At 69.1% G+C, this 24,670-nt stretch carries 23 protein-coding genes, 1 tRNA gene and 1 riboswitch; of the genes, 7 read left to right on the top strand and 17 right to left on the bottom strand.

Translation table 11 applies throughout. The features are described from left to right. The first annotated feature begins 202 nt into the window (after positions 1–202). On the top strand, positions 203–811 hold the full coding sequence (locus FHR66_RS19420) for a hypothetical protein (RefSeq protein WP_160966549.1): 609 nt from the start codon (positions 203–205) through the stop codon (positions 809–811). Between the two features lie 129 nt (positions 812–940). Here the strand turns inward: FHR66_RS19420 and FHR66_RS19415 are convergent, their stop codons facing one another. The 3 genes from FHR66_RS19415 to FHR66_RS19405 form a co-directional block, all read right to left on the bottom strand. Beyond that, positions 941–1,108, bottom strand: a complete 168-nt coding sequence (locus FHR66_RS19415; RefSeq protein ID WP_160966547.1) for a peptidase — start codon at positions 1,106–1,108, stop codon at positions 941–943. Between the two features lie 108 nt (positions 1,109–1,216). Continuing rightward, the gene (locus tag FHR66_RS19410) at positions 1,217–2,149 is read right to left on the bottom strand and encodes an MBL fold metallo-hydrolase (RefSeq protein ID WP_160966339.1); all 933 of its coding nucleotides are present in this window, start codon (positions 2,147–2,149) and stop codon (positions 1,217–1,219) included. Positions 2,150–2,448: 299 nt separating this feature from the next. After that, on the bottom strand, positions 2,449–3,741 hold the full coding sequence (locus FHR66_RS19405; RefSeq protein ID WP_160966337.1) for a tryptophan--tRNA ligase: 1,293 nt from the start codon (positions 3,739–3,741) through the stop codon (positions 2,449–2,451). A gap of 112 nt (positions 3,742–3,853) precedes the next feature. Between FHR66_RS19405 and FHR66_RS19400 the strand changes: the two genes are divergently transcribed. Beyond that, positions 3,854–4,804 (top strand): hypothetical protein, encoded by a 951-nt coding sequence (locus tag FHR66_RS19400; protein ID WP_237475286.1) that lies wholly within the window; start codon positions 3,854–3,856, stop codon positions 4,802–4,804. A gap of 71 nt (positions 4,805–4,875) precedes the next feature. Here FHR66_RS19400 and FHR66_RS19395 read toward each other — a convergent pair whose 3' ends face one another. The 4 genes from FHR66_RS19395 to rocF all read right to left on the bottom strand — a co-directional run bounded on the left by FHR66_RS19395 (position 4,876) and on the right by rocF (position 6,748). After that, positions 4,876–5,091, bottom strand: coding sequence for a CsbD family protein (locus tag FHR66_RS19395; protein ID WP_010341025.1), 216 nt, complete (start codon positions 5,089–5,091; stop codon positions 4,876–4,878). Positions 5,092–5,273: 182 nt separating this feature from the next. Then, the gene (locus FHR66_RS19390; protein WP_160966335.1) at positions 5,274–5,408 is read right to left on the bottom strand and encodes an entericidin A/B family lipoprotein; all 135 of its coding nucleotides are present in this window, start codon (positions 5,406–5,408) and stop codon (positions 5,274–5,276) included. A 103-nt stretch (positions 5,409–5,511) separates the two neighbouring features. Then, complete coding sequence (locus tag FHR66_RS19385; RefSeq protein WP_160966333.1) at positions 5,512–5,664, bottom strand: entericidin A/B family lipoprotein; 153 nt, start codon at positions 5,662–5,664, stop codon at positions 5,512–5,514. A 160-nt stretch (positions 5,665–5,824) separates the two neighbouring features. Continuing rightward, positions 5,825–6,748 carry an arginase gene (gene rocF / locus FHR66_RS19380; protein WP_160966331.1) on the bottom strand — a complete coding sequence of 308 codons (924 nt, stop codon included), beginning with the start codon at positions 6,746–6,748 and terminating at the stop codon, positions 5,825–5,827. A gap of 304 nt (positions 6,749–7,052) precedes the next feature. On the opposite strand from rocF, the gene FHR66_RS19375 reads away from it, so the two are divergent. Further along, positions 7,053–8,012: a hypothetical protein gene (locus FHR66_RS19375; RefSeq protein WP_160966329.1), complete on the top strand. Its 960-nt coding sequence runs from the start codon at positions 7,053–7,055 to the stop codon at positions 8,010–8,012. Between the two features lie 101 nt (positions 8,013–8,113). On the opposite strand, the gene FHR66_RS19370 is transcribed toward FHR66_RS19375, so the two are convergent. From FHR66_RS19370 to birA, 4 genes are all read right to left on the bottom strand, one after another. Continuing rightward, positions 8,114–8,189: transfer RNA gene (locus FHR66_RS19370), tRNA-Thr, on the bottom strand. 101 nt (positions 8,190–8,290) lie between these two features. Next, positions 8,291–9,127, bottom strand: coding sequence for an SPOR domain-containing protein (locus FHR66_RS19365; RefSeq protein WP_167088050.1), 837 nt, complete (start codon positions 9,125–9,127; stop codon positions 8,291–8,293). 112 nt (positions 9,128–9,239) lie between these two features. After that, positions 9,240–9,977: a type III pantothenate kinase gene (locus FHR66_RS19360; RefSeq protein WP_160968475.1), complete on the bottom strand. Its 738-nt coding sequence runs from the start codon at positions 9,975–9,977 to the stop codon at positions 9,240–9,242. After that, a complete protein-coding gene (gene birA, locus FHR66_RS19355; RefSeq protein WP_184645036.1) occupies positions 9,974–10,951 on the bottom strand; it encodes a bifunctional biotin--[acetyl-CoA-carboxylase] ligase/biotin operon repressor BirA in 978 nt (325 codons plus the stop codon). Before birA ends, FHR66_RS19360 begins: the two co-directional genes overlap by 4 nt. Before the next feature lie 143 nt (positions 10,952–11,094). Between birA and FHR66_RS19350 the strand changes: the two genes are divergently transcribed. Both FHR66_RS19350 and FHR66_RS19345 read left to right on the top strand, forming a co-directional pair. Then, positions 11,095–11,373 carry a hypothetical protein gene (locus FHR66_RS19350; protein ID WP_160968473.1) on the top strand — a complete coding sequence of 93 codons (279 nt, stop codon included), beginning with the start codon at positions 11,095–11,097 and terminating at the stop codon, positions 11,371–11,373. After that, positions 11,340–12,131: a zinc-dependent peptidase gene (locus FHR66_RS19345; protein ID WP_160968471.1), complete on the top strand. Its 792-nt coding sequence runs from the start codon at positions 11,340–11,342 to the stop codon at positions 12,129–12,131. The genes FHR66_RS19350 and FHR66_RS19345 overlap by 34 nt, the downstream gene beginning before the upstream one ends. 242 nt (positions 12,132–12,373) lie before the next feature. Here the strand turns inward: FHR66_RS19345 and FHR66_RS19340 are convergent, their stop codons facing one another. From FHR66_RS19340 to dusA, 6 genes are all read right to left on the bottom strand, one after another. After that, positions 12,374–13,564, bottom strand: a complete 1,191-nt coding sequence (locus FHR66_RS19340) for a DUF1501 domain-containing protein (protein WP_160968469.1) — start codon at positions 13,562–13,564, stop codon at positions 12,374–12,376. 29 nt (positions 13,565–13,593) lie between these two features. Next, positions 13,594–15,177: a DUF1800 domain-containing protein gene (locus tag FHR66_RS19335; protein WP_160968467.1), complete on the bottom strand. Its 1,584-nt coding sequence runs from the start codon at positions 15,175–15,177 to the stop codon at positions 13,594–13,596. A 212-nt stretch (positions 15,178–15,389) separates the two neighbouring features. Continuing rightward, positions 15,390–16,760 (bottom strand): ATP-binding protein, encoded by a 1,371-nt coding sequence (locus tag FHR66_RS19330; protein WP_184449833.1) that lies wholly within the window; start codon positions 16,758–16,760, stop codon positions 15,390–15,392. 82 nt (positions 16,761–16,842) lie between these two features. After that, positions 16,843–17,526, bottom strand: a complete 684-nt coding sequence (locus FHR66_RS19325) for a response regulator transcription factor (protein WP_003469280.1) — start codon at positions 17,524–17,526, stop codon at positions 16,843–16,845. Between the two features lie 73 nt (positions 17,527–17,599). Continuing rightward, complete coding sequence (locus FHR66_RS19320) at positions 17,600–17,992, bottom strand: hypothetical protein (RefSeq protein WP_456361782.1); 393 nt, start codon at positions 17,990–17,992, stop codon at positions 17,600–17,602. 412 nt (positions 17,993–18,404) lie between these two features. Then, positions 18,405–19,424 carry a tRNA dihydrouridine(20/20a) synthase DusA gene (gene dusA / locus FHR66_RS19315; protein ID WP_160968463.1) on the bottom strand — a complete coding sequence of 340 codons (1,020 nt, stop codon included), beginning with the start codon at positions 19,422–19,424 and terminating at the stop codon, positions 18,405–18,407. A 144-nt stretch (positions 19,425–19,568) separates the two neighbouring features. Next, positions 19,569–19,822: riboswitch (cobalamin riboswitch) on the top strand. Between the two features lie 211 nt (positions 19,823–20,033). Here dusA and metE point away from each other — a divergent pair. Then, the gene (gene metE / locus FHR66_RS19310; RefSeq protein WP_160968461.1) at positions 20,034–22,325 is read left to right on the top strand and encodes a 5-methyltetrahydropteroyltriglutamate--homocysteine S-methyltransferase; all 2,292 of its coding nucleotides are present in this window, start codon (positions 20,034–20,036) and stop codon (positions 22,323–22,325) included. A 238-nt stretch (positions 22,326–22,563) separates the two neighbouring features. Next, positions 22,564–24,561, top strand: a complete 1,998-nt coding sequence (locus FHR66_RS19305; protein ID WP_160968459.1) for a choice-of-anchor X domain-containing protein — start codon at positions 22,564–22,566, stop codon at positions 24,559–24,561. Positions 24,562–24,670: the final 109 nt, after the last annotated feature.

Genomic DNA, 24,670 nt, shown 5'->3' with positions numbered 1-24,670 from the left:
GGCGGGGAAATGGAATCGACGTCGCGTCCGCAGCGTGCCGGGTGATGCGGTTCAGGTGCTCCGGCCTCCCCTGCGCCGGGACGTCCATGGCAGCGCGGCCGCCGCCTGTGCCGGCGCGTCGCGACGCCCGGAAAGACCTAAGAGTCCGTTCAGCGGCATGGGCGTATCAGTGCGCCAATCCCTCTGCTCGCTGGGCACCACCATGGCCATCGATACCGCACTGTCGCCGCTGGGCACCGTCTCGCCTTACGGGGCGTCGCCGTATGGCTTTCCGGCAACGGGCGCCTCCAGCGATTCGACCCAGGCCGGCAACCCGATCGTGGCCAGCAACGACCCGGCGGCGGTGCAGCAGGCGGTGGAATTGTCCGGCGACGCCTCGGTGATCTTCAGCCTCGGCGGCCTCGCGGGAAGCACCCCGGCCGACACCGGACTGACCTACAACGCGGCCGGGCTGTTCAACAGCATCGTCAGCGCCGGCCCGACCGATGCGGCCTCGACCTCGTCTGCCGGCAGCTCCACCTCGACTACCGGCGCATCGACCTCGTCCACAGGCACGTCGACCTCGACCGGCACCGCGCCGTATCCCACCCTCGACCAGGCCACCCAGACCTACGACCAGGGACTGCTCGGCACGATCACCGCGCCGCCGTCGACCCCGGGCCTGTACAACGCCTCCGGCGTCTTCAGCAGCCAGGGCCTGACTCCGCAGCTGTCGTCGCTGCTGCAGTCCAATCCCAGCCTCAGCGGCACAGTGACCGGCGATCTGCTCAACCAGGGCATCATCGGCGGGTTGATCGATACCACTGCCTGAGCAGCGCTGTCTGGCCGCCTCGGCGGCTTGCGTGCGGCTCTTCGGCTTCGCCAAGCGCGTGCAGGATGACATCGCGGCGCTCGCATGCGCCTGGCCTGCGTAGAAAAAAAGCGCCTCCCCGCCGATCGCTCAGCCCGGCATCCCCGGACCACAGGCCTCGGAGGAATCGCAGGGCGCAGGCAACGCATGCCGCTCCAGCGCATCGGCGTCGCCGCCCGCATCGCCGGCCAGCGCATCGTTGGCCGCCTGTGCCGCACCTCCCATGAACAGGGAAGCGGACAGCAGCAACATGCGCATCGGGTTCACGGTCACGACCTGGCAACAAGCGGGCCGCACAGTGTAGAGAATGGCGTCGTGCCGAGACAGCACGGCGACGCATTCGCGTGCGTGCGACCGAAGCGCCGTTCAGCGCGCGGGACGATCCAGCCAGCAGGCCAGGCCCTGCGCGTTGAGCTTGATGTCCATGTGCAGCACGCGCTCCACGCCGGCATCGTCCAGCGGACAGCCATGCAGCCGCGCCCGCTCCAGATACAGCGCGGTCAGCGCCGCGACCAGGCAGCGATGGCGATCGGAGCGCCCATCGCAGCCGCGCGCGATCGCCACCATCGCCTCGAGTTGTTCCAGCAGTTCCGCCGCCAGCGTGTCGGCGCCCTCCACCGGACCGTAGTGGGTGAGATACAGCGTCTGCGGCGCGTACCCGAGCATGCGCTGGATCGAGGCCTGCATCGCGTCCGGCTCGAACTGCACCGGCGACGAAGTCGGGATCGCGAAAGCGCCGCGCGCGCTGTCCAGTTCGCGGTAAGACAGGCCGAAAGTGTCGCCGCTGAACCAACTGCGGCTGCGTGCGTCCCACACGCACAGGTGATGACGGGCGTGCCCCGGCGTGTCGATGCACAGCAACTCGCGCCCAGCCAGCGACAGGCGATGGCCGTCCTCGGCCACGACGACGCGTTCTGCCGGCACCGGCACGATGCTGCCGTAGCTGCGCGCCATCTCCGCCTCGCCGTACACCGCGGTGGCACCGGCGATCAGCCGCGCCGGATCGATCATGTGCGGCGCGCCGCGCGGATGCACCAACAGGCGTGCGTTCGGCAACTGCTGCAGCAGCGCACCGGCACCGCCGGCGTGGTCCAGGTGCACGTGGGTGAGGATCAGCCAGTCCACGTCGCCCGGCGCCAGGCCGGCGCGCGCCAGCGCATCCAGCAACAGCGGCACGGCATGGCTGGTGCCGCAGTCGACGAAGGCGCCGCGCCCGTTCTCCACGATCAGGTAGGCGGCATCGAACTGCGCGCGCTGGAAGCCGGTATCGACGAGATGGATGCTGGGATCGCGTGGCATGGCGCAGAGCGTGGCTGGGCGAGCCACCATTCTAGGCGGTATGGAGAGCGCTGCCAGTACTGCGCGGCAGCGGCCGGATGAGGACGAAGGACGGAACCGACCCGACGACCGCGAGGGTTCACCGTGGGAGGGACTTCAGTCCCGACTGCATGCGTCCGGCAAACACACGCGCTCGAGGTGTCGCACCAGGACGCGTCGTATGCCTTGTAGGATCTTGTAGGAACGGCTTCAGCCGCGACGCTTTGCCGTTGAGGCGTCGCGGCTGAAGCCGTTCCTACGACGGACCGCCGTGCGAGCGCTCAGCCCGCCTCACGCAGCCGTGCCAGCGCCGCCAGCACCGTCTCGGCCGGTGCCTCCAGGGTCACCGGCGCGGCCTGCAGCGCGTCGGCCTGCGCGGCCTGCTTGAGCGCGGCGATGGTCTGCCCCGCGTCGCGCGGCGAGGCGAAGCCGCCGCTCTGCAACAGCAGCACGCCCTCGCCATCGAGCAGCTTGAAGTAGAACTGGCCGTCGGCCTCGCGGTACTGCTTGAAGCTCGGCAGCGCCTGCTTGGCCGTCGACGCTTCGGCGGCGCCGCCGGCCTGCGCCGACAGGTCGCGCAGGCCCACCGCGTGCCGCAGCTCGGCCAGGAACGGGATCGCATAGCGCTCGCGCAGGCGCTGCGCGTTGTCGCGCAGGATCGCCTCGATGTCCTGCGGGCGCGCCATCAGCGCCTCGTAGCGCACCCGCATCGGCGCGATCTCGGCATCGATGCGCTCGAACAGCTGCTGCTTGGCCTCGCCCCAGCCGATGCCGGCGGCGAACGCCTGCGCGAACGCGGCCGTCTCCTCGGCGCTGGCGAAGGCCTGGTACAGCTGGAACAGCGCCGAGCCCTCGGTGTCCTTCGGCTCGCCCGGCGCGCGCGAATCGGTGACGATGGCGAACACCCGCTTCTTCAGCTCCTCGCGCGGGGCGAACAGCGGAATGGTGTTGTCGTAGCTCTTGCTCATCTTGCGCCCATCCAGCCCGGGCAGCGTCGCCACCTGCTCGTCGATCAGTGCGTCGGGCAGCACGAAGTGCTCGCGGCCATAGACGTGGTTGAAGCGCTGCGCGAAATCGCGCGCCATCTCGATGTGCTGGATCTGGTCGCGGCCCACCGGGACCTGCTGCGCCTTGAACAGCAGGATGTCGGCGGCCATCAGCACTGGATACATGAACAGGCCGGCGGTGACCCCGGCATCGTCGTCCTCGCCGTCGGCGCGGTTCTTGTCCACCGCCGCCTTGTAGGCATGCGCGCGGTTGAGGATGCCCTTGCCGGCGACGCAGGTCAGAAACCAGGTCAGCTCGTTGGTCTCCGGCACGTCCGACTGGCGGTAGAACCACACCTGCGCCGGATCCAGGCCCGCCGCCAGCCAGGTCGCCGCGATCTCCAGGGTCGAGCGCTGCGTGCGCGCAGGATCCTGCGCCTTGATCAGGCTGTGCAGGTCGGCCAGGAAGAAGAAACTCTCGATGCCGGGACGGCGGCTGGCCTGCAGCGCGGGACGGATGGCGCCGACATAGTTGCCCAGGTGCGGCGTGCCGGAGGTGGTGATGCCGGTGAGAACGCGGGTGGTCATGCGAAAAGGACGGTCCGGGGGGGGGAAACCCGGCGAGTTTACCCGCTGCGCGACAACCCCGTTCCGGCGCATGGCGCGTTCAATCCGGCGTCCCCGTTCTGGAGTCGCCATGATGCATCCTCTTTCTCCGCTCCTGTCCCGCCGTTCCCGTTCCCTCGCCGTCCTCGCCTTCGCCCTGGTGTGCATCGGCGGGCTGTGCGGCTTCCGTCCCTGGCCTTCGCCGCCGGCCTCGGCGCCGGCGGTGCAGTTGCAGGTGATCGATCGCGATGCCGGCGAGGCGCCGCTGCCGGCGCATGCCTGGCGCGGCGAGCGTTGGATCGCCGCCACGCCCGGCCACCGCTATGCACTGCGCCTGACCAACCTGACCGGTGCGCGGGTGCTGGTGGTGCTGTCGGTGGACGGCGTCAACGCGGTCAGTGGCCAGACCGCGGCCAGCGACCAACGCGGCTATGTGCTGGCGCCGTGGCAACGCACCGAGATCGCCGGTTGGCGCAAATCTTCCGAGGATGTGGCGCAGTTCGTGTTCACCGATCTTGAAGACAGCTATGCGGCACGCACCGGCCGGCCGCGCAACGTGGGCGTGATCGGCATGGCGGTATTCGACGAAGCGCGGGCATGGCCCGATACCGTCCTGGGGGACGCAGGCGTCGACGCCGAGAGAGCTGCCAACGCAACAGCGCGCGCGGCAACGCCCGTCGTCCCGGCGCCGGACGCGATGCCTGCACCGGCGCTGGCCGCCGACATGCCGCAACGCAGTGCGGCTGCGCCCCTCGCGGCGGCGCCGTCCGCGGACGCGCGGGCGTATGCGCGCGAAGGCACCTCCGCTGCCCGCGTGCAGCAGCGCCTGGGCACCGGCCACGGCGCGCGCGAGTGGTCGCCATCGCGGGTCACCGAATTCGAGCGCGCCAGCGACGTGCCGATGCAACGGACCGAGTTGCGCTACGACAGCCGCGCACGGCTGATCGCACGCGGCGTGCTGCCGCGTGACCTGCTTCCGCGGCGCGTGGCGGTTGCGCCAAGCGCGTTTCCCGGCGACTACGTGCCCGATCCGCCGGAGCGCTGAGCCTCCCCGGCGCCCAAAAAAGCACGGGCCGCAATGCGGCCCGTGTCGACGACGCTGCGGCGGTGTGCGCCTCAGTCGTGGTATTCCTTGCCCAGGCTGTCGCGGAACGCGTGCACTTCCTTCTCGGCGCGATCGCGCGCCCAGCCGTAGCGCTCCTGCAGCTTGCCGGCCAGGTACTGGGTGTTGCCCTCGGCGACATCGAAGTCGTCGTCGGTCAGGTCGCCCCACTGCGCCTTGATCTTGCCCTTGAGCTGGGTCCACTTGCCGGCAATGATGTCTTTGTTCATGGAATCTCTCGTGATGTGTAAGCGGCGCTGCACGCCGCTCGCGCAGCATCGCGCGGCCTGCGTCGCGAACCGATCAACGCAGCGTCAGCGATGCATGAGCATCGCGAACCGTTATGCATCGCCGACGATCGCGCAAAAAAACGGGTCGGCAAGCCGACCCGTTTTGGTGACCGAGCCGAGGCTCAGTTCTTGGCGGCGTCTTCGACCTTCTCGCCCGCCTTCTGCACGTCCTTGCCGGCACCGGCAACGGTGTTGCAACCGGCCAGCAGGCCCACCGAGAACATCGCCAGCAGCATCCACGCAAACGTACGCTTCATAGGTTCACTCCTTCATGGTCATGGAACGCGGCCAGCACGGCCGCAGGAAACTCGTGGATCGGTCGTCCGCGGGGCGCGTCGCCGCCGCGATCGACCGGGGCGCTCAGCACTTGCCCGCGCTGCAATCGTCCGCCTTGTTTTCCACCTTCTCGCCCGCCTTCTGCATGTCCTTGCCGGCGCCGGCAACGGTGTTGCAGCCGGTCAGAACGCCAGCGCAAAACAGGGTCAGCATCAACAGGGTGGTCAGTCGCTTCATCGTGGTCGTCCTCGGCAATCGCAGGTGGTCGGGTGGGCGGCGATAGGCGTCGCCGCGCTACCGTCTGGCGGTGAATCTGCCGTCACGACTGTGGATTTCACGTGAATGAACCGGCACCCCATTCAGGCAACGGCGGCGCCACCCAGCCAGGCCGGGCCTCTCAGTCCCGCATCAGCGTCGACTTGCCGAACAGGCTTTCCACCAGGTCCACCGCCAGTTCCGCGGTCAGGTTGCGGTGGTCCAGCACCGGATTCAGCTCCACGATGTCCAGCGAGGCCATACGCCCGCTGTCGGCGATCATCTCCATCACCAACTGCGCCTCGCGGTAGTTGGGACCGCCCGGAACGGTGGTGCCCACGCCCGGGGCGATGCTGGGGTCGAGGAAGTCCACGTCGAAGCTGACGTGCAGGTGGGTATCGGCATCGAGCCCCTCCAGCGCCGCCTCCATGGTCCGCTTCATGCCCATCTCGTCGATGTAGCGCATGTCGTACACGTCGACGCGGTGCTGCTTGATCAGCCGCTTCTCCTCGGGGTCGACCGAGCGGATCCCGATCTGCCGCACCTGCTCCGGCCGCAGCGCCGGCGCGCTGCCGCCGAGTTCGGTCAGCGCCTGCGGCCCCAGCCCGCACAGGCAGGCCACCGGCATGCCGTGCACATTGCCCGACGGGGTGACCTCGCTGGTGTTGAAGTCCGAGTGCGCGTCCAGCCACAGCACCCGCAGCTTGCGGCCCTGCTCGCGGCAGTGCCGCGCCACCGCGGTGATCGAGCCGATGCCCAGGCAGTGATCGCCGCCGAGCACGATCGGCATGCGCCCGGCGCGCAGTTCGGCATAGCTGGCCTCCATCAGCGCGCGGTTCCAGGCCACCACCTCGTCGAGGTGGCGGTAGCCGTCGACCGGCGCCTGCCAGGGATTGCGCGGGCCGTCGATGTTGCCGACGTCGCGCACCTCCACGCCACGATTGGCCAGCGCCTCGTGCAAGCCGGCGATGCGCAGCGCCTCCGGCCCCATGCGCGCACCGCGATGGCCAGCACCGATGTCGGTAGGAACGCCGATCAGGGACACCGGCAGAAAAGACGACTTCATGCGCATACGCTCCAACCAAAAAAGTGGCCCAGTCTAGCGGGACCGGCATGTCACGACTCGCCGCGTCGCAGCAGGCGGAGGCGTGCGGTTGGACGTCGATGGCAGTGCCTGACTAAGCTGCTCCGCCGTTTTTGGAGATCGCCTTGGAAAAGCCCTTGATCGTGACCCTGGAAGCCGCGTTCGCCGGGTTCACGTTCCTTCTCTGGTTCGCGTGGGCGCACAACAGCCTCAACACCAAGCTGATCCTGCATGCGGACTACGTGGAATATCGGGGGACGTCGCTTGCAAAGAGTAGGATTACTATATGGACGTCATCTATCTAGACCAGAACCACTGGATATCCCTTGCCCGCGCCAAAGCAGGCAAAGGAGCAGAGGATATCCAAGGCCTGTATAGAAGGGGCCTTCGCGCGGTGGCGACAGGACGGGCAATATTTCCACTCTCACTGTCGCACATCCTAGAGACTTCAAAGAGAAACGATGCTGAGAGCAGGTGGAATCTGGCCTCTGCCCAGGCCGTACTGAGTAGAGGCTATGTCTACCGCAGTCGTACTGCGCGAATAGAAGCCGAGGTTAAAGATCTACTCTGCAACAGATTCGGCCTGGAGGCTTCAGTACGAGCCCCACGCTGGGCACTTGTGCCTAGCTTCTGGCAGGCATTTGCGCCACTTGACAGCCTCGTTGCGACACATGGAGGCAACGCACTGCCGGAGGCACCTCAATCCAGCCAAAGCCCAGCCGAAGCGTATCTGAACTTCATGACCGGCCAAGACGACGGCGAGAGACGGCACGCCCATGCAATGTTATCTGAACTAGCCGACAAGGCCGTTTCGGACATCGAAGAACGGCGCATTCGACTGCGGGGGATTCCAGTAGAGCTACGGGTTCGAGTGATGTCGGCCATGCTGTTCAATGAACAGCAAGAGCTATTTCAGCGCGTGCTGAGTGATCTGAATAAAAGCATCGCTGATCTGGTTGCACTTGGTGACTACGCAATCACAAGCCTGATCACTAATACTCCCACCCTAAGCATTGAGGCGGAACTCTCAGCCCGCCGTGAAGCTGAAACGGGGAAGATTAGCCCGAATGACCTGTTTGATATGCAGGCGATGTACACGTCTATACCCTATTCGACACACGTGATAGCCGAGAAGGCATCAATCTCAAGGGCACGCCAAGCAGGACTTGGCCGCAAGTACCGAGTGAACTTGTCGAGCTCGCTGGACACACTACTTGATTGCGAGAGCTTCGCGCAGTTTGATTGAGCCTCCCCCTAAGGCTCTGCATGCGGCTAGAACTCGAAGTCCTCACCCACTTGGTCCATCTCTCCCCCGTGGACATCTACAGATGCCAGTGGATCGGAAGATGGTGCCGCTTATCCGAATCGAACGGATGACCTACTGTTTACAAGACAGTTGCTCTACCGACTGAGCTAAAGCGGCAAGACGACGACACCCGCGGGCGGGCCCGGGGCAGTCTACCTGCTGGCGCGAGCCTCGACACGTCTTGCGGCGAGGCGCTGAACACCGGCAGGCGCGGCATTCTAGCGCAGCGTCGCGCAGTCCACGCTGCGCTGGCGCGCAGCGCCGAGCTGGCGGCGCAGGGCGGCGGCCTGCGCCGCGGAGCCGGCGCGCAGGTCCAGCCACCAACGCGACTGGCCGTCGCCGCCGCTGGGGATCAGGTCGGCGTTGAAGCCGGCACGGGCCAGCTCCGCGCGGCGGCGCTCGGCCCCCTCGCGGCTGCGGTACTGGCCCAGGGCGATGGCATTGCCGGCATCGCCCTGGCGCAACGGGTAATAGTCGCGGATGCCGGCGGCGACGATGCGCTCGGTGGCCTGCCTGAGGCCATCCTCGCCGCCGATGGTCGGCAGCAGCACGCGGAAGCTGGTGGCACCGCTGTCGGCGTCCTCGCGCAGGCGCGGACGCGGCGCTCCCGAAGCCAAGGTTGCGATGGCCGCCTGGGCGGCATCGCGGTCAGGGTACGGCCCCACGCTCAGGCACACCGCCGCGTCGGCGGCGGGCTTGGCCGCAGGATCGGCCTGGGCCTGGGTGGGGGCGGGCGCAGGGGCGGCAGCGGGTGGCGTTGGCGCGGCGGCCGGGGTGGCCGCCGGGGTACTGGCCGGTGCAGGGGCAGATTCGGTCGCATCGGCAGCGACGGCGGTGTCGTCCTGCGCATCGGCTGGCACGGCGACAGGCGCGGCCGCCGGCAGGGGCGGCGCCGCGGCCGGTGCCGGCGCCTCGTTGACCAGTTGCAGCGTCGCCACCCCGGCCGGCACAGCCGGCATCGGCACCGCCGGCGGGGTGGGCGGCTGCATCGCCCACCACACCGCGACGCCGAGGTTGAGGATGGTCAGGACGACGAGCAGGGCGCGAACGAGCATGGCCGGATTCTAGAGCGTGCGATGCACATTGGGAGAGACAGCGGCGTTCGTGTTGGACGTGACCGCCTGGACGCAGCGTCTGCGCTGCCCGCCGCCGCCAGCGCCGCCCCGCTCAGGCGTGATCAGCCACGGCGTGCGCCTGCGCCCACAGCGCCAGTCCGTCCAGGACCAAGGCCGGGCGCTGCTCGGCCACCGGCAGTGCGTGCAACAGCGGCGGCACGCCGCCGCCATGCAGCAGCAGCCGCGGCCGTCGTCCGAGTAAGGCGTCGCCCTGCTGCAGGCTACGTTCGATCAGCGCCACTGCGGCGCCATCGCAGCCAGAGGCCAGCGCGTCGGCGGTGTCGGCGGCGAACTCATGGTAATCGCCGCCCTCGGCCGGCAGTTGCGCTGCCTTCTGCTGCAGGGCCTGGCGCATGACGGTCGGCGACGGCGCGATGCGGCCGCCGCGGTGCAGGCCGTCGCGGTCGAGCAGGTCCACGGTCAGCGCCGTTCCCACGCCGACCACCAGCACGTCGCCACCGCCATGCGCGGCGAGCAGCGCGAGGAACCGGTCCACGCCGAACGCCTGCGGTCGCGCATAGGCGATCCGCACCCCGGCGCACGCAGCCTCGGTGCGCACCACCTGCACCTGCGCGAAGCGGCTGCGCAGCGCCTCCAGCACGGTCGCGGTCAGGGCCGGCGCGGCGACGCTGGCCACGTAGGCGGTACCGCCCTGCGGCAGCGCCGCGACCGCCGCCGCGTCCATGGCTTCGGCGCCATGCGGCCAGGCCTGCACCGCGCCCACCTGCCCGTGTTCCAGCGCGGCGAACTTGAAGCGCGAATTGCCCAGGTCGAACAGCCAGTCGCTCATGCCGCCCTCACGCTGACATCGCCCGCATGCACCGGCTGCTCGCCATCGGCGAAGGCCACCCGCAGCGCGCCGTCCTCGGCCAACCCGAGGGCCGTGCCTTCGCGCACCTGGCCGCCATCGTCGATGCGCACGGCACGTCCAGCAAGCAGATCCAGCGCGGCGTAGCGCGGCAGGAACGGCGCCAGCCCTTCGGCGTCGAACAGCGCCAGCGCCGGCAGCAGGTGCGACAGCACCACCGCGGCGACCGTGTTGCGCGACACAGGGCCACCGGCCAACCGCGTCAGGTCGGTCCACGGCTGGTCGATGTCTGCGGCACTGGCCGCCGGCATCGCCACGTTCAGGCCCAGGCCGATCACCGCCCGCGCCGGCCCGGCGAACTCGCCACCCCCTTCCACCAGCAGGCCGCCCAGCTTGCGCCCGTCGGCCAGCAGGTCGTTCGGCCACTTCAGCCCGACCGTGGCGAAGCCGGCCGCGCGCAGGGCTTCGGCCACGGCCACGCCGGCGGCCAGGCTCAGGCCGCCCAGCCGGCCCAGCCCACCCTGGAAGCTGCGCGCCACCGACAGGTACAGATGCGCCGCCAGCGGCGAGGCCCAGACACGGCCACGGCGGCCACGCCCGCCGGTCTGGCGCTCGGCCAGCAGGACCTCGCTGCCCTGCGCCGGCGCCGGCCGCTGCAGCAGCGTGGTGTTGCTGGAGACCAGGCTCCAGGCGATCTCCAGCCCGGCCAGCTCGGCGCGCGCCGGCCCGCTGAGTCCGTCGCGGATCGCCGCGGCGTCGAGCAACTCCAGCGGCCGCGCCAGGCCATAGCCCTCGCCGGCCCGGCCCTCGATCTCCACCCCGGCCGCGCGCAGCGCCTGAATGCGCTTCCACACCGCCGCCCGGGTCAACCCGCAGGCGCGCGCCAGGGCGTCGCCGGACAGGGGCCCCTTGCTGAGCCTGGCCAACAGTTCGCGCTCGTCCAACGCCGGTTCCATCGCCTCGTTTCGCCCCCGGGCGCGCCGCGGCGCACCCTCGTAAACCGAAAAGTATGCGGCAACGCCCCGCGGGCGCCCAGGGCCGAGGTCCTGCAGCCGGTGAAAACCGCGTTAGAATCGGGATTCACCGCCGCTCGCCCTGGATGCCGACGATGCGCCGTTCCCTGCCCTGCCTGCTCCTGTTGCTGCTGCCACTCGCCGCCGCCCACGCGTCCAATGTGCTGGCGGAGAAGCCGCATACCGACTGCGCCTACGGCGACACACCCGATGCCGACAGCGCGCCGACGCGTGCGCCGGCGACGCATGCGCCCTCCTCCACCAAGCCGGCCTCGACCACCACCGGTGGCGGCAGCGACAGCGACCTGGTGCCGCGCATGCGCATGCCGAAGTGGCACAGCTTCCTGCCAGGGATGTTCCGCTGATTCCACGCTGGCTGCGCGGGCTGTGGTCGACGCCCGCCGCCGCCATCGATGACCCTACTTGGCAGGCCGTGCGCCGCGACTGCGCCTGGGTCGCGGCCCTGGATGCGCCACGCGAGCAGCGCCTGCGTGCGCTGGCCAGCGAATTCCTGCACCGCAAGACCATCTCGCCGTTGGGCGGCCTGCAGCTGGATGCCCGGCAGTGCGGCCTGCTCGCCGCGCTGTGCTGCCTGCCGCTGCTGGAGTACGGCGTCGGCGGCATGAGCGGCTGGTCGCAACTGCTGGTCTACCCGGACGCGTTCCGCGTGCAACGCAGCCATGTCGATGCGGCCGGCGTCCTGCACGAGTGGGAAGACGAACTGATCGGCGAGTCCTGGGACAGCGGCCCGTTGATCCTGTCGTGGGCCGATGTGCAGGCCGACCTGGACGATCCACGCGCCGGTTACTGCGTGGCCGTGCACGAAATGGCACACAAGCTCGACGTACTCGACGGCGCCCTGGACGGCACGCCGCTGCTGCCGCGCGCGTGGCAGCGGCAATGGGCCGACGATTTCCAGCGCAGCTACGACGCCTTCTGCGCGCGCGTGGATCGCGGCCGCGCCAGCGAGATCGACGCCTACGCCGCCGAAGCGCCGGAAGAGTTCTTCGCCGTGGTCAGCGAATATCACTTCTCTGCGCCAGAGCGACTGCAACGCGCGATGCCGGAGGTAGCTGCACACTTGGCGCGGTTCTACGGTCGCTCTCCGTTTGCCGCGGACTGAGTGGCGATCGCGTCTTGATGCATTGCTTCAAGACTTCGCCGCGATGAACGCGACAAAGCATGCGTTATGAGGAGTCGAGCGCGTAACGCGTCGGGACTGAAGTCCCTCCCACGGTGCACCCGTAGGGCGCCAGGTCCAGATACAAGGAGCGGCTTCAGCCGCGACGGGGCGTTCCGGTACCTGTCGCGGCTGAAGCCGCTCCTACGGGACATTTCCCGCATCCCTTCATCGCGGAAAAGGCATCACACCAACTGCAAATCCCGCGCATGCGCCTGCGGGAATACCTTTTGCAGCTGCGTCGGCGACAGGCCCCACATGCGGCCGAGCAGGCCGGCGAACATGTCGCGGTAGTTGGTCAGCACCGGGTAATCGCGGTCCTGAAACAGCTTGTCCTTGCTCACCGCCACCTGCTCGCCGGCGATGCGCCCGCCATTGATCCCGCCGCCCAGCACCCAGTACGTGGTGCCGTGGCCGTGGTCGGTGCCCTTGTCGCCGTTCTCGCGGAAGGTGCGGCCGAATTCGGACAGCACCACCACCACGGTGTTGCGCCACTCCGGTCCCAGCGCCTCGGCATAGGCCGACAGCCCCTCGGACAGGTTGGCCAGGTTGTTGGCCAGCGCGCCGTCGGTGCTGCCCTGGTTGACGTGCGTGTCCCAGCCGCCGACATCGACGAACCCGAGCCGGTAGCGCTCGCGCATCAGCGTGGCGATGCGGCGGGTCTCGTCGGCGAAGGTGCGCGCACTGGCGGCGCCGCGGTTGGCCTGCTGCATCTCGTCGCGCAAGGCCTGCGAGACCTGCTGGCGCAGCGCCAGGCCGTCGTGCGCGGCGCTGGCCAGCTGCGTGCCGTGGTACATGCCTGCAAGGATGTCGGCCTGGCGCTGGTCGAAGGCCGGGGTCGGATTGCGCTTGAGCGAGAGATTGGGAATGTCGCCGCCTCCCTGGAAACTCAGCGGCAACGAATCGGTGAAGGCGATCGACGGCGTTCCGGTGGCCACCTGCGACAGCCGCGCCAGGAAGCCGGTGCGATAGTCGCTGCGCTGCCCGGCCGGCTGCCCGGCCTCGATGCTGTCCTGGGTCTCGAAGTGGCTGCGCGACAGGTCGTCGGTGCCGGCAAAGGGCACGAACGCCAGCTGCTTGTCGTTCCATAGCGGCATCAGCGTGTCGCGCAGCCGCGGATTCAGGCCCCACTGGGTGTCCAGCGCAATGGCGCTGTTGGGATTGGCCGGATCCGGCTTGGCGATCGCCAGGCTCGGCCGCGAGGCGTAGTAGAAATCGCTCGCGTACGGGACCAGCAGGTTGTTGCAGTCGTAGCCGCCGCGCAGGAACACCACCAACAGGCGCGGCGACGGCGCAGGCGCGGCGAACAGGCGCCCGGCGAACGGCAGGCTGGCCGCGGCGGCGGCGGACGCGAGCAGGAAGCGGCGACGGTGCATGGCGGATCTCCGTGCGGCGAAGGCCGCGGTCAGCGGTAATTGAAGTCGGGGGAGGCCAGCAGGTAGCCGTTCCACTCCTGCTGCGAGCGCGCCTGCGCCAGCGCCTGGCGCGTGGCGTCGCTCAGTTGCGGCTCGATCGCGTGGTAGTACAGCGGCGTGCTCAGTTGTGGGAAACCGCCGTGCTGCTGCCCGTCGACGGTGAACAGTTGGGTGTTGCCGTTGCCGATCGCACGCGCGATCTCGAAGCGCTGTGCCATCTGCCCCGAACTGTTCCAGGCACTGGACTGCAGCGACCAGCCATCGGGCGTGATCCGTCCGAAGCTCGGCTCGCCCATCTGATTCAACCAGCCCAGCAACGGTTGCGGATTGACGATGGTCTGCCCGTCGTAGGCCAGGCGCAGCGCCGAGACCAGGAAGCGGTACGGATCCTTGAACTTGTGCGGCGCGCCGGCCGCCATCTCCGGCGCAGTGAACATCACCTGCAGCACCGCGGCGATGTCGCCATCGCTGCGCTGGAACGTGCGCGCCATCTTCTCCACCAACGCCGGCGGCGGATCGTCGGCGACGAAGTATTCGGCCAGCTGCCGCGAGATGAAGTGCGCGCACGCCGGCTGGCGCACGATCAGTTGCACCGCGCGCTCGACCTCGTCGAAGCCGCCGCCGGCGATGCGCTGACCGAGCAAGGTCTTGTCGCCGGGCTGGTGCCGTGCCGGATTGAACTCGAACGCGCCGCGGCGCACATACTGGGCCTGCAGCGCCGGCGGCAGTTTCGGCGGCCCGTCGCGGTCGACCGGCGCGATGCCGACGCCGGTGAGGATCAGCGCCAGTTGCTGCACGTCCTTCTGCGTGTAGCCGGCGTTGACGCCGAGGGTATGCAGCTCCATCAGTTCGCGCGCGTAGTTCTCGTTGACCTTGCCCTTGGCGTTCTGCGCGTTGTCCAAGTACTCCAGCATCGCCGGGCTCTGCAGCGTCGCCATCACCAGGTCGGAGAACTTGCCCAGCGCATGCGGGCGGATCGCGTTGTCGGCGTAGTCGGCCACGGTCCAGTGCAGGCGGCCCTTGTCGGCGAACACGCTGAAATGGTTGAGCCAGAACCACACCATCTGCTCGCGCAATTGGTCCGGCGCGTAGATCGCACGCAGCAGCTGCGCCTGCCGTGCCTGGTTCAGCAGCAGATCGCCGCGCTGTTGCGCGGCCTTCTTCGCCGCGACCTTGGCATCGCCGTCCGGCATCGCCTTGATCGCCTGCTGTGCGGCAGCCTGCTGCTTGAGCAATTCCTGCACCGGCGTGTGCAGCGCCTCATAGCCATCCAGTTGCGCGCGCACCGGTGCCGGCAGCGCGGCATCGCCCGTATCGGCCTGCAGTTGCTCGCGCAGGAAACGCTTGCGGCCGTCGTGCTCGAACTGCGCCACGCTGGCGCTGTCCAGGCCAAGGGTCATCGACTGCAGCCAGCGCGCGTCGTCGCGCTTGATCACCTTGTCGCTGGCGGCGATGGCGCCGACGGTGAACAGCACCAGCAGCAACGACAGCAGCAGTCGCTGGGTGTTGCGCAACACCCGCCGGCCGCGCACGCGCAGACGCGTTGCTGCAGGACGATGCCGGGATACGGACATGCGAGGCTCCTGGACAAAAAGCGGCGTGAAGACCGGCGCAGTATCGCCAGCTGTGCGCCGGTCGCGTTAAGCCACTGTCGGAAACCTCCCGGTCATTTGCACGGGATTCACCTGCTGCTGCGGCGCAGCAGCGTCATGTGCGGTCTGTCAGTGCTCATGGCCGCTGCGCGGCGGGATGTCGGTCCCAACCCAGCGCGGGAACGCTGCTGGACTCAAAATCCCGGCGGCAGGGTGACCAGGAAACGTGCCCCGCCCAGTTCCTCGGAGCGGCTGACCTGCAATTCACCGCGGTAGCCCTTGACTAGGTCCTGCACGATCGCCAGGCCGATGCCGTGGCCGTGCACACGCTCGTCGCCGCGCACGCCGCGCTGCAGGATATGCGCGACCTCGTCCGGGGCGATGCCGGGGCCGTCATCCTCCACCGAGATAATCAGGCCGGCACGGCGGCTGCCGGCGGCCGGTTCCGGGCGCACGCTCAGCAGCACCCGCCGGCGCGCCCACTTGAACGCATTCTCCAGCAGGTTGCCGAGCAGTTCCTGCAGGTCGCCAGGCTCGCCATGGAAGCGCGCGCTCGGCTCGATGTCGAACTCGCACAGCACGCCCTTGGCCGCGTAGACCTTCTCCAGGCCGCGCACGATCTCCTCGGCATTGGGCTCGATCGGCAACGGCGCAGCGAACAGCTTGTGGCCGCTGGAGGCGGCGCGCGCCAACTGATACGACACCAGGTTGTTCATGCGCCGCAGCTGCACGTCCAGCTCTTCGCGCAGCTCCGGCCCCTGCGCGCCGCTGTCGAGTTGGGTCCGCAGTACCGCCAGCGGCGTCTTCAGGCTATGCGCCAGGTCGGCCAGGGTGTTGCGCTGGCGGTCCAGGTTCTCGCGCTCGCTCTCGATGAAGGCGTTGATGCTGTCGGTCAGCGGCTCCAGCTCGCGCGGATGGCGATCGCCCATGCGCATGGCTTCGCCGCGCTGCACCTTGGTCAGTTCGTTGATCACCCGGCGCAGCGGGCGCAGGCTCCATTGCAGGATGAAGGCCTGCAGCACCAGCAGGATCAGGCCGGCGCCGCCGAGGTTGAACCACACCCGGCCGCGGAACACGCGCAGCTGCGCGCCCAGCGCGCGGGTGTCCTCCATGATGTAGATGGTGACCGGGGTTTCCTTGTCGCGGCGCACGTAGGCCAGGCCGATGCCGTAGCGGTAGACCTCGCCCTCACTGCCGTCGATCTGGGTCATCGGCCAGGGTCCGTCGAAGGTTTCCTGGCGCGGCTCGAGCATGCCGCCGCGCGGTGGCAGCGGGCCCTCGCTGGACATCGAGATCCAGCCTTCTGTGGGCAACACGATCTGCGCGTACAGGCCGCTGCCGGGCCGGTCGAAATGCGGGTCCGGCGGCGGCTTGTCGTTGTTGATGTACAGCGACCCGTCGCGGGCGACGTCGATGTTGTTGGCGTACGCGGTGGCGTAGCTCTTCAGGCGCTCGCGCAGGTTGCTCAACGCGGTGTCGGCGAACGCCTGGTCCAGCGCGTAACCGGCCGCGGCCAGGAACGCCAGCAGGCTGAGGCTGGCGGCGAGCAGCTGGCGCGCCTGCAAGGAACGCGGGCGCCAGCGTTTGTACCACCTGGGTCGTGCCGCCACGCGGTCGCTTCCTCGGTGTGCTCGCCGGCGCCTGCGATCAGCCTTCGGTGCGCGGAATCGCGAACCGGTAGCCGCGGCCGCGCACGGTCTCGATCGGCTTCAGCTCGCCGTCCGGGTCCAGCTTCTTGCGCAGGCGGCCGATGAACACTTCCAGCACGTTGGAATCGCGGTCGAAATCCTGCTGATAGATGTGCTCGGTCAGGTCCGCCTTGGAGACCAGTTCGCCGGCATGCATCATCAAATACTCGAGTACCTTGTACTCATAGCTGGTCAGGTCGACGTTGCTGCCGCTGACGCTGACGGTCTGCGCCGCCAGGTCCAGCGCGACCGGACCGCATTCCAGGGTCGGCTTGCTCCAGCCGGCGGCGCGGCGCAGCAGCGCATTGACGCGCGCCAGCAGCTCTTCGACATGGAACGGCTTGACCAGGTAGTCGTCGGCGCCCTGCTTGAGGCCTTCGACCTTGTCCTGCCAGCTGGAGCGCGCGGTGAGGATCAACACCGGAAACTTCTTGCCTTCGTCGCGCAGCGCCTTGATCAGCTCCATGCCCGACATCTTCGGCAGGCCGAGATCGATGATGCCCACGTCGAAGGGCACTTCGCGGCCCATGTACAGGCCTTCCTCGCCGTCCTGCGCCGCATCCACCGCAAAGCCTTCGCGCTTCAGGCGAGCGGCCAGGGTCTCTCGCAGCGGAGCTTCGTCTTCGACCAGAAGGATACGCATGAACTCTCCCTAGTAACTTACAGGTGGCCGGTGGCCGGGGCGGTGTGTGGAACCTGAACCGAACTATCCGGACTCACGGGTGATCGTCGCGTGGTGGCTCGGGAGGCTCGCCCGACCGCGGCGCCCGCGGCGGTGCCGCACGGCCAGGCTGCGGATCGTCCATGTAGCGTACCCGCCCACGGCCGTCCATGTACTTGACGCGGTTGATGTCGCGTCCGTCGAACGGCACGCGCTCGGCGCCGAGGATCTGGCCGCCGGTGGACCGTTGCACCCGGCGCACCGCATCGGACAGGGAACTGCCGGCATAGTCACGGCTGCGTCCCGCGTCGCGCTCCGGCGGCGCCATCGCGCCCGGCATGGGCGGCTGCTGCGCACGGCCATGCCCAGCCGCGACCGACGCCAGCGCGAGCGCGAAGACGGCGGCGAAGCGGTAGTGGCGGGAAGCAGGAGAAGTCACGACGGGCATCCTAACGGACTGATCGGAAACGTTCAAAACTTGTGAAGCGCGACACCTCGTGGAAACGAAGACGACCTCGAGAAATCGAGGCAAATTCTTGATTTTTCGGGGTGAATCCGGTCTGAACTTTTCCGGCCGCCACGGGCGACATTCAGTCAAATGAACCTGTGAAGAGTCGATGCAAGGGCCGCGCCAGGGGTCTGGAGAGGCCCTACGGCAGGTGCTTCGCAGCGTCTCCGGGAACGCAGAGACTAGCCGGCCATACCTGAACGGAATCCCTGAACGAAAGGATAAAAGTGGGATGCGGACCCGTCGCCGACCGAGTCGCGACGCTGTCCTACGCTATCGAGAAGAGACGAGGTCGACCAGCCGATGAGCAAGGCCATGGCGCCTCCGCTGCGTTCCGATTGGCTCCCGCCGATCAGGCCGCCGCGCGTGTCGCCCCATCGGTGATCGCCAACGCCCGCTCCAGTAGCGCCCAATCCGCACCCGGCCGGTGCGCGCCCTCGCTGAGCACCTGGCGGAAGGCGCGGCCGCCGGGCTGGCCATGGAATAGGCCGAGCAGGTGCCGGGTGATGTGCTTGAGCGCCAGGCCCTCGGCCAGGCGTGCCTCGACGTAGGGACGCAGCGCACGCAGCAACTCCGCGCGCGGACGCGGCGCGGCGCCGGTCAGGGCCGCGTCCAGTCGGTGCAGGACGTAGGGGTCGTGATAGGCCGCGCGGCCCAGCATCACCCCGTCCACTGCCTGCAACTGCGCCTGCGCCGTCTCTACCGCGGCCAGGCCGCCGTTGAGCACTACCTGCAGCTGCGGCCGCTCGCGCTTGAGCCTGTGCGCCCAGTCGTAGCGCAGCGGCGGCACCTCGCGGTTCTCCTTCGGCGACAGGCCCTGCAGCCAGGCGTTGCGCGCGTGCACCACGAACAGCCCGCAGCCGGCCGCGGCAACCTGGTCGACGAAGGCCAGGAACACCGCATAGTCGTCGTCCTGGTCCACGCCCAGCCGGCACTTCACCGTCACCGGGATGTCCACCGCCGCGACCATCGCCGCCACGCACTCGGCGACCAGCGCCGGCTCGCGCATCAGGCAAGCACCGAAGCGCCCGGCCTGCACCCGGTCGGACGGGCAACCGCAATTGAGGTTGATCTCGTCGTAGCCCCAGTCCTGGCCGATCCGCGCCGCCTGCGCCAGCAGCGCCGGCTCGCTGCCGCCGAGCTGCAGCGCCAGCGGATGCTCGGACGCATCGAAATCCAGCAACCGCGCACGATCGCCCAGAACCACCGCATTGGCGTGCACCATTTCGGTGTAAAGCCGCGCCGACGGCGCCAGCAACCGGTGGAAGATCCTGCAATGCCGATCGGTCCAGTCCATCATCGGGGCGACGGACAGGCGCAGCGAGGCGGCGTAACGCGCGGGGAGATCGGCGGTGGGGAGCGGAAGCGTCATCGGCACGACGGACGGGCGCCGCCGGCTATCCGCCGCAGCGCCAAGTCATTGGCTTAGGGATCAATAGCTTACACGTTCGCGATGAACGTTGCCGGGACCTACCGACAAAAACGCACTGGCGCTTGACCCGCCGCCGCATCCGGCCTATCGTGCGCTCGCCGAAGGTATTCATCTCTTCATTCGGATGAAGGGATGGATTTAAACGGGAATCCGGTGACGGCCGGCGCCGCAAGCGCCTGCCCATTCCGGAGCTGCCCCGCAGCGGTGAATGGAAACGACCTCCGTCAATGGCACTGGGCCGGCGCATGCCGGCCTGGGAAGCGACGGACAGTAGGTGCGCAGCCGGCACGGTGCGCGTGTCCATCAGCCCGAATACCGGCCCCGGCCGGAGGACCGTGCGTCCTCCGATTCGACCTGGCGCCTCCGCGGGGAGGCGGCCGGACCGCGACCCGGCCTTGCGCCGCGCCGCGTCGTCCGCCTGCCCGCGCGGTACCGGTTCGCCCGCGGGGGCGAAGGTCGCTGGCGTGGCGGGCGGTCCGTGCGAACGGGACGCGCGGCGCGCGGTTCCTTCGTTCCTCAATGCCCTTGAACGCAATGAGGAAACGCAACATGACGATCGTGACCAACCTGGGCTTCCCGCGCATCGGTGCGCGACGCGAGCTCAAGCAGGCGCTGGAACGCTACTGGCGCCGCGACATCGATAGCGCGCAACTGCAGGACACCGCACGCGACCTGCGCCTGCGCCACTGGCAGCTGCAACGCGAGGCCGGGGTGGACGTGCCGCCCAGCAACGACTTCAGCCTGTACGACGCGATGCTCGACACCGCGTTCCTGTTCGATGCGATCCCGCAGCGCTACCGCGCGCTGGCCGATGCCGATCCGCTGGCCGGCTACTTCGCGATGGCGCGCGGCACCCAAGAAAACGGCCTGGACCTGCACGCGCTGGAAATGACCAAGTGGTTCGACACCAACTACCACTACCTGGTGCCGGAGCTGGCGCGGCGCCAGCACTTCCGCCTGCGCGGCGACAAGCCGGTGGTGGAGTTCCTGGAAGCCAAGGCGCAGGGCATCCAGACCCGGCCGGTGCTGATCGGGCCGGTGACCTTCCTGGCGCTGTCCAAGACGGTGGACGGCAGCGACCGCTGGGCACTGCTGGACAGTCTGCTGCCGGTGTACGCCGACCTGCTGCAGCGCCTGCATGCGGCCGGTGCCGGCTGGGTGCAGCTCGACGAGCCGGCGCTGGTGCTGGACCTGGACGACGCCGCGCGCGCCGCCTATCGCCGCGCCTACGACGTCCTGGCGCAGGCGCCGCGGCCGAAGCTGCTGCTGACCAGCTATTTCGGCGAGCTGGGCGACAACCTGGAGCTGGCGATGGCGCTGCCGGTGGACGGCGTGCACGTGGATCTGGTGCGCGGCGTGGCGCAACTGGACGCGGTGCTGCAAGCCTTGCCAGCCGGTCGCGTACTCTCGGCCGGCCTGGTCAACGGCCGCAACGTGTGGCGTACGCCGCTGGACAACGCGCTCACCCTGGCCCGTTACGCGGCCGGCCATGTCGGCCGCGAGCGGTTGTGGCTGGCGCCGTCGTGCTCGCTGCTGCATGTGCCGGTGGATCTGCAGCAGGAGACCAAGCTGGACCGTGAACTGGTCGGCTGGCTGGCCTTCGCCAGGCAGAAGCTGCAGGAACTGCGCACCCTGGCCGATGCGCTGGACGATCAGCCGCAGGCGCAGGCGGGACTGGATGCAGCGCGCGATGCGTTGGCCAGCCGCCGTGCCTCCGCCCGCGTGCACCGCGCCGAGGTGGCGCGACGGGTAGACGCACTGACCGACGATGCCGGCCGCCGGCAGTCGCCGTATGCGCAACGCCGCCAGGCGCAGCAGGCCGCGTTGCGGCTGCCGCTGTATCCGACCACCACGATCGGCTCGTTCCCGCAGACCGAGCAGGTGCGGCAGGCGCGCGCGCAGCACAAGGCCGGCAAGCTCGACGATGCCGCGTACGACGCGTTCCTGGCTGCCGAGACCGAACGCTGCGTGCGCGCGCAGGAGCAACTGGGCCTGGATGTGCTGGTGCACGGCGAGTTCGAGCGCAACGACATGGTCGAGTACTTCGGCGAGCAACTCGACGGCTTCGCCTTCACCCGGCACGGCTGGGTGCAGAGCTACGGCTCGCGCTGCGTGAAGCCGCCGATCATCTACGGCGACGTGCAGCGTCCGGCGCCGATGACGCTGCGCTGGACCCAGTACGCGCAGTCGCTGACCGAGCGGCCGATGAAGGGCATGCTGACCGGGCCGGTGACGGTGCTGCAGTGGTCGTTCGTGCGCGACGACCAGGAGCGCGCGCAGACCTGCCGGCAGATCGCGCTGGCGCTGCGCGATGAGGTGCGCGACCTGGAGGCGGCCGGCATCGGCGTGATCCAGATCGACGAGCCGGCGATCCGCGAAGGCCTGCCGCTGCGCCGCGCCGACTGGCAGGCGTACCTGGACTGGGCGGTGCAGTGCTTCCGCATCGCCGCGGCCGGCGTGCGCGACGCCACGCAGATCCACACCCACATGTGCTACTCGGAGTTCAACGACATCATCGAGGCGGTGGCGGCGATGGACGCGGACGTGATCTCGATCGAGACCTCGCGCTCGCGCATGGAACTGCTCGATGCCTTCGTGCGCTTCCGCTACCCGAATGCGATCGGGCCCGGCGTGTACGACATCCATTCGCCACGCGTGCCGAGCACGCAGGAAATGGTGGAGTTGCTGGAGAAGGCGCGGGCGGTGCTGGATCCGCAGCAATTGTGGGTCAACCCGGATTGCGGGCTGAAGACCCGCGGCTGGGCGGAAACGCGCAGCGCCCTGGAAGCGATGGTCGCCGCGGCGCGGCAATTGCGCAGTCAGCAGGCGCAGGCGGCGTGACCGGCGATGCCCGGCGCCACGTGCGCCGGGCATCTTCGTGCTCCAGGCATGTCCAGCATCCCAGTTCGGCGTGCTTTGCTGCATTGCGTCTTTGTCCGGCAATGTGCGCTGGCTATAACCGCAGGCGAACGCGTGGCGAGGGGGCGCTGCGTCCTCGCCGACGTGCTGCCGGCGGCGCATCGCGCCGCGAGGTCCGGTAGGTGCGTCTGCTACTCAGCACCGCCAGGGAGAGCGCGTCATGCCGAAGTTGTCGAAACTGTCCGCCGTCTGCGTCCTGTATCTCGTCGTCCCCACCGCCGCGCTGCACGCGGCCGAACTGATTCCCAAACAACTGGCCGGTCCGCCGGAGGAGTTCGCGCAGATGCGCGCGCCCGCCCCGGCGGAAGCGGCGATCCTGTCCAAGAGCGCGTTGCTGCCGGTGGAGTTCTCCGCCGCACGCAGCAGTGGGCCGGCGCAATGGCACACCACACTGCCGGTGGAGAACGGCAAGCTGCGCTTCGTGGTGCTGTCCGGCGAACACGATTGGCAGCCGCGCCTGAGCGCGCCGGCCACGGCCAGTGCGCGCGCCGGCACCGCCGCCGCGACGCCGATGCTCGCGCCCAGTGCCAAGGCCACCCAACTGGGCGCCGGCGGCGCCGCACTGCCAGCCCGCGAGTACCGCGTGGACACAGCCGCTAACGGTGAGTGGACCCTGACCCTGCAGGCCGACAGCAACAGCACGGCGCAGCGCGGTTATGTGCTGATGGAAGGCGATGCGCGCACGCAACTGGCGTCCTATCCCAGCGACCGCGCGCAACTGCAGCGCGGGCAGCGCATCGGCCTGACCGCCCTGCTCGGCGGCATCGATGCGCAGGGCAGCGTGTCGCTGGCGCGCAGCGCCGGCAGCGGCCGCATCGACACCGCCCAGTTGCGGGTGATCGCGCCGGACGGCTCCGTCAGCCAATGGCCGATGGCCGACGACGGCCGCCACGGCGACGGCGCCGCGGGCGACGGCGTGTATGCCGGCGACTTCCCGGCGACCGCCACCGGCACCTATATCGCGCAGGTGGTGGTGCACGGCCACGACGCCAGCGGCCAGCCCTTCGTGCGCACCAGCGAGCACGTGCTGCCGGTGCTGGACACCACCCTGCGCATCAACGCCGATGCGGTCGCCGCCAGCGCCCAGCCCGGCACCCGCCTCACCCTGCCGATTCCGGTACGCATCGGCGGCGGCCAGGCGCCGGCGCACTACCGCGTGCTCGGCGAACTGTGGGGCACCGGCCGCGACGGCAGCGCGGTGCCGGTGGCCTGGCTCGGCGGCATGCTCGCGCCGCAGGATGGACGCCTGCCGCTGAGCGTGGACGAACGCTGGATCGCCCGCGCCGGCGCGCGTGCACCGTTCACCCTGCGCAACCTGCGCGTGGAGGATCCGGACAACTTCGTGCCGCTGACCACGCGCGCGACACTGCCACTGACCCTGCCGGCGTTGCGCCGCAGCAGCGTGGCGCGCAGCACCGGCGCGATCGACGAGAGCATGCGCATGGGCGAGCGCCCGGCGCAGTTGAGCGCCGCCACCACCGACATGCAGGCGCAGGCCACCGGCAAGCGCCTGGTGCTGGTGCACGGCTACTGCTCGGGCGGGGTATGGCCGGTGGCGCAGTTCAGCAACGCCTCCGCGTTCCTGGACGTCAACCAGAACCGCAGCAACGACCAGTTCGCGCAGCGCCTGGCGCAGTTCGGCAGCCAGTGGAACTCGTTCGGCACGGTGGCGCACAGCCAGGGCGGAATGGCCGCGCTGCATCTGTACGTGTACTACTGGAGCGGCCTGGACAACGCCAGCGGCGGACGGGTGATGCAGTCGGTGGGCACTCCGTACCAGGGCACCAACCTGGCCGGCATCCTGGCCACGGTGGGCTCGTGGTTCGGTGTGGGCTGCGGCACCAACAACGACCTGACCTATGACGGCGCCAAGGCCTGGCTGGCCGGCATCCCCAACTCGGCGCGGGCGCTGGTGAACTACTACACCACCTCCTTCGCCAAGACCAACTGGTATACCAACGACTACTGCAATGCGGCCTCGGACCTGGTGCTGAGCGACCCGGAGGACGGCACCGTGGAGCAGGTCAACGGCCAACTGCCCGGCGGCGTCAACCGCGGCCACACCACCGGCGAATGCCACACCACCGGCATGCGCGATCCGGCGCAGTACCTGGACGCCAGCCGCAACGCGACCATGAACGCCAACGCGGCGCGTTGAGGGGCCGGGATTAGGGAGTCGGGATTGGGGATTGGTGAAAGCGCTGCCCGGGCATGTCAGCCTGGTGCAGCGCCGATCTTTCCCCAGTGCCGAAGCCGCCGCTGGTGCA

The sequence above is a fragment of the Xanthomonas sp. F4 genome, from assembly GCF_011761895.1.
The sequence above is the reverse complement of the archived record's forward strand: the minus strand, read 5'-3'. Positions and strand labels throughout refer to the sequence as shown.